The sequence below is a fragment of the Oribacterium sinus genome (assembly GCF_963553175.1).
Taxonomy (GTDB): Bacteria; Bacillota; Clostridia; order Lachnospirales; family Lachnospiraceae; genus Oribacterium; species Oribacterium sinus_B.
In genome coordinates, this window is record NZ_CAUVME010000074.1 from 1 (window position 1) to 3,706 (window position 3,706).

Consider the following 3,706-nt stretch of genomic DNA (forward strand, 5'->3'; position numbering starts at 1 on the left):
TTATGGATGAACCACTACCGGGCATCCCTTCTGAATTTTGGCAAAAAGCTCTGCTGCCTTGTTCTTCGGCAGGTTGATACAGCCGTGGGAACCGTTCTTCACATAAATGTTACCGCCGAACTTGGAACGCCAAGTGGCATCATGTAAACCAATGTTTCCATTAAAGGGCATCCAATAGGACACAGGAGCCTCATATTCCGGCTTTCCGTCCACCATTTTTCCCTTTAGGGTTCTGTTGGTTTCTTTTCCTTTCAGGAAAAATACACCGCTTGGTGTCGCCCGATCCGCTGTCAGCATACCGGTTACTGTGGGACTCTCCCAAGTTAAAGCGCCATTTTCATAGTAATACACATGCTGCAATCCCAGGTCAATCTCCAGGAAAGTATTTCCAAACTGGGGCTGAGCATACTGTGCCGGCCGATATGCATAAACCGGTTCTCTCTCCTGACTTTGCAGAGAGGCAATCGCAGCACGTAACGCATCCCTTTCCGCCGCCACATTGATGTGTAAGCCGTAAGGGGTATTCATGGCAATGTCTTTTCCGCTGGCAGAATGGAAGGATACGGTGTTTCCCAGATTTCCGTACTTATTTTCCAAGGACTGGGCATAAGCCAGAAGCTTATCTTCATCAAAGCTTAAGCCGGAAGCGTTCACGCCGGTAACCATTTCCTGCAGCTGCTCTCCCGTCAAGCTTTCCTTATTCCCTAAAATGTTGGTAACAATCGTCACAGAGGAAAGCTTATTCATGGCATCAACCTTGCCCTCTAAATCTGCCTTTCTCTGGGTGATGGCATCATAGATTCCCTCATCGGACAGCTGAATCGTGTTCTCTCCTCTTTGCAGGGCTCTTTCCACCCTTGCCCAAAGTCTATCCCAGTTCAGGGAATTTCCTTCCTGCTCCGGAATAATGGTGTAGACTCCGTTTTCCTTCACCACGCTGGCGGTTCTGGTCTCCTTGGCATCCTTTACCATGGAAAGCTCTTCCAGTTTTTCTTTCAATTTCACGGTATCATAGCTTGCGGTACTGCCTTCCAAAGAATAATCGATTCTTTGATCCGGGCTTCCCTGGGCTCCACTTTCCGCTTCCTTCTGTAAAATTTCCGGAAGATTGGTAGCTGCCTGTAAATGATAGCCGATATCCTTTCCGGAAATCTCTTCCGTTTTTTCTCTTCCTATAAGATAAAGGACATAATTCTGACTATAGGCTCCTTCCAGATAGGCCTTGGCCTCCTCTACGGTCTTTCCTCCGATGGGAATGCCGTTTCCATAGGTTCCCGTCAGAAAACGATCCAGTGCAAAACTTTTCCCTGTCTGAGAAAATGTCAGAATTCCGGAAAAAAGAAGCCCAAGGGCAATTTTTTGAAAATAATTGCTTTTTAAGCTTCTTTCCCTTCTTCCTGTCTGCTTTGTTGCTGTCGGTAGTATTTTCTTCTGTGCATTTATCGCCATGTCCTCATTTTCCTCTCTTTTCATGTTAGTGCTTCCTATTGTACGCCTTAGACCTCCCCTTGGCTAGTCAGAAAAGTAGAAAGGAATAAGTCTTAAGAAAAAAGAAATCTCCATAAATAAAAGCAATAGGGGCGATAAAAATTCAACACTTCTTCCCTATAGTTTAAAAAGAAGCAATTAGGGACTATAAAATCTGAATAAATAGAATTAACTATGCAATATAGGTCTAAATAAGGGGCAGTCTGAGCCCGCCGGTACTTGCGAAAAACAAAGGTACTGCAGTTTTTCGCTTAGTATCCGCTGCAGGGCGAGGCTAGCGGTAGCGTGCCCCAATTTTAGACCTATATTGCGTAGAAAAACTATTCTGATTTTTATAGCCCCTATTGCTTATTCTCCGAAGACTTCTTTTCTTAAACGAATTCCTGTGGGGCTGGCTGCCAAGCCGCCCATGGCGGTTTCCTTCAAGGCGCTGGACATGCTGTCTCCTACCGACTTCATCGCCGCAATACATTCATCTACAGGAATCTTCAGCTCTACTCCTGCCAAGGCCATATCCGCAGAGGAGAAAGCAATCACTACTCCGGATACGTTTCTTTTTACACAGGGGATTTCCACAAGGCCTGCCACCGGATCACAAACCAGGCCCATCTGGTTCACCAGGGACATTCCTAAAGCATCTCCGCAAGCCTTGGGACTCCCCCCCATAAGCTCCACCAAAGATGCTGCTGCCATACCGGAAGCGGAACCGCACTCCGCCTGGCATCCTCCCTCAGCTCCCGCAATGGAGGCCTGCTTGGCAATGACCATACCGAAAGCCGCTGCAGTAAAGATAGACATCACGATATCTTTCTTATTATAGCCCTTGTCCTGATACATGGAAACCAGACAGCCCGGCAAGATTCCGCAGGATCCGGCAGTAGGGGTTGCCACAATTCTTCCCATGGCTGCATTACAGTTGGACACGCACATCGCCCTGCCGATAGCCTTGGTCATAAACTCTCCCATCAAACCGCCTTGAGCTTTCTGAGAATACTCCAGCATGGTTGCTCCCTCTCCTCCGGTAAGCCCGGAAGTGGAACGGAGGTTCTTATCCCCTCCCTTTCCAACGGATTCCACCATCACATCGAAATTCTTCTCCATCATGGCATAGATTTCTTCTTTAGGAAGCCCCATCTGCTCTGACTGGTCTTCCAGGCAAAGTTCGCTGATTTTGATTCCCCGCGCCTCTGCCTTATCACATATTTCTTTAATTGTATCGTATTTAATCATTTTTTCCTCCTGCCCTAGACCTTTCTTTGGTAGCCAATGTACCACCAAATAGTCTCGCAGCTTATCTAATGAATGCTCTATCTATTCAATGCTGTATCTAATCAATGCTGTATCTAATCAATTCTCTATAATAAATGCGCTATAATAAATGCGCTCGAATGAACACTAAATTGCACGAATCAGTAAGGCATTCTCCACATTGGGAAGCTTATTGATTTCGTCCATCAGTTCTTCCGGCGGCATCTGGTCTATTTCGATGGTCATTAAAGCAATTCCACCCTTTTCCGGACGGCTTAAACGGAAGTTTCCGATATTCAAATCCTTATATTTATCGTACATAATCTGGGTTACCAACGCTATCATGCCCGGCTTATCCCGATGCAAAACCAGAATGGTATTGCTTTCTCCGGTAAAATCCACTCTCAGGCCGTTAATCACATCTACACGAATATTTCCGCCTCCGATGCTGGCACCTTCTACCGTACCCTCCTGTCCGTTCCGAAGGACATAATGAATGCGGGCGGTATTGGGATGAGCCCCGGGAATATCATTTTCAATGAAACGATAATCAATTCCCCTATCCTTGGCAATCTGCAAAGCATCCCGAATCTCTTCGGAATAGCTGTGATAGCCCATAATTCCGGCAAGCAAAGCTCTGTCCGTACCATGCCCTCTGTAGGTTCTGGCAAAAGAACCTGACAGCTCGATGTCCAACTCCTTAAAGTCATCCGATCCTGCCACCTTGTTTACTACTCTTCCCAAACGAACCGCTCCTGCGGTATGGGAACTGCTTGGCCCGATCATAATCGGACCGATAATGTTAAAAACGTTCATAAGCTCTCCTTTGTGTTTTTATGATAGCTTCAACTTAACACAGTACCATCGCCGCCTGAGAACAACGGGCAACACTTCTGCTTTTCCCCCGCTTATTCCAAACGACAAAATCTATCTAAAAATCGCTTTATTTCCTAGTAAAATATACCATAAA

The 3,706-nt window shown here is 46.2% G+C and carries 3 protein-coding genes; all 3 read right to left on the minus strand.

All coding sequences use genetic code 11. From position 1 onward, the window contains the following. The 3 genes from RYO92_RS10940 to sdaAB all read right to left on the minus strand — a co-directional run bounded on the left by RYO92_RS10940 (position 1) and on the right by sdaAB (position 3,552). Positions 1 to 1,473, minus strand: coding sequence for a L,D-transpeptidase family protein (locus RYO92_RS10940; protein ID WP_315370402.1), 1,473 nt, complete (start codon positions 1,471 to 1,473; stop codon positions 1 to 3). Positions 1,474 to 1,836: 363 nt separating this feature from the next. After that, positions 1,837 to 2,718 (minus strand): L-serine ammonia-lyase, iron-sulfur-dependent, subunit alpha, encoded by an 882-nt coding sequence (sdaAA, locus tag RYO92_RS10945; protein ID WP_314833306.1) that lies wholly within the window; start codon positions 2,716 to 2,718, stop codon positions 1,837 to 1,839. A gap of 165 nt (positions 2,719 to 2,883) precedes the next feature. Beyond that, the gene (gene sdaAB / locus RYO92_RS10950; protein ID WP_007156949.1) at positions 2,884 to 3,552 is read right to left on the minus strand and encodes an L-serine ammonia-lyase, iron-sulfur-dependent subunit beta; all 669 of its coding nucleotides are present in this window, start codon (positions 3,550 to 3,552) and stop codon (positions 2,884 to 2,886) included. Positions 3,553 to 3,706: the final 154 nt, after the last annotated feature.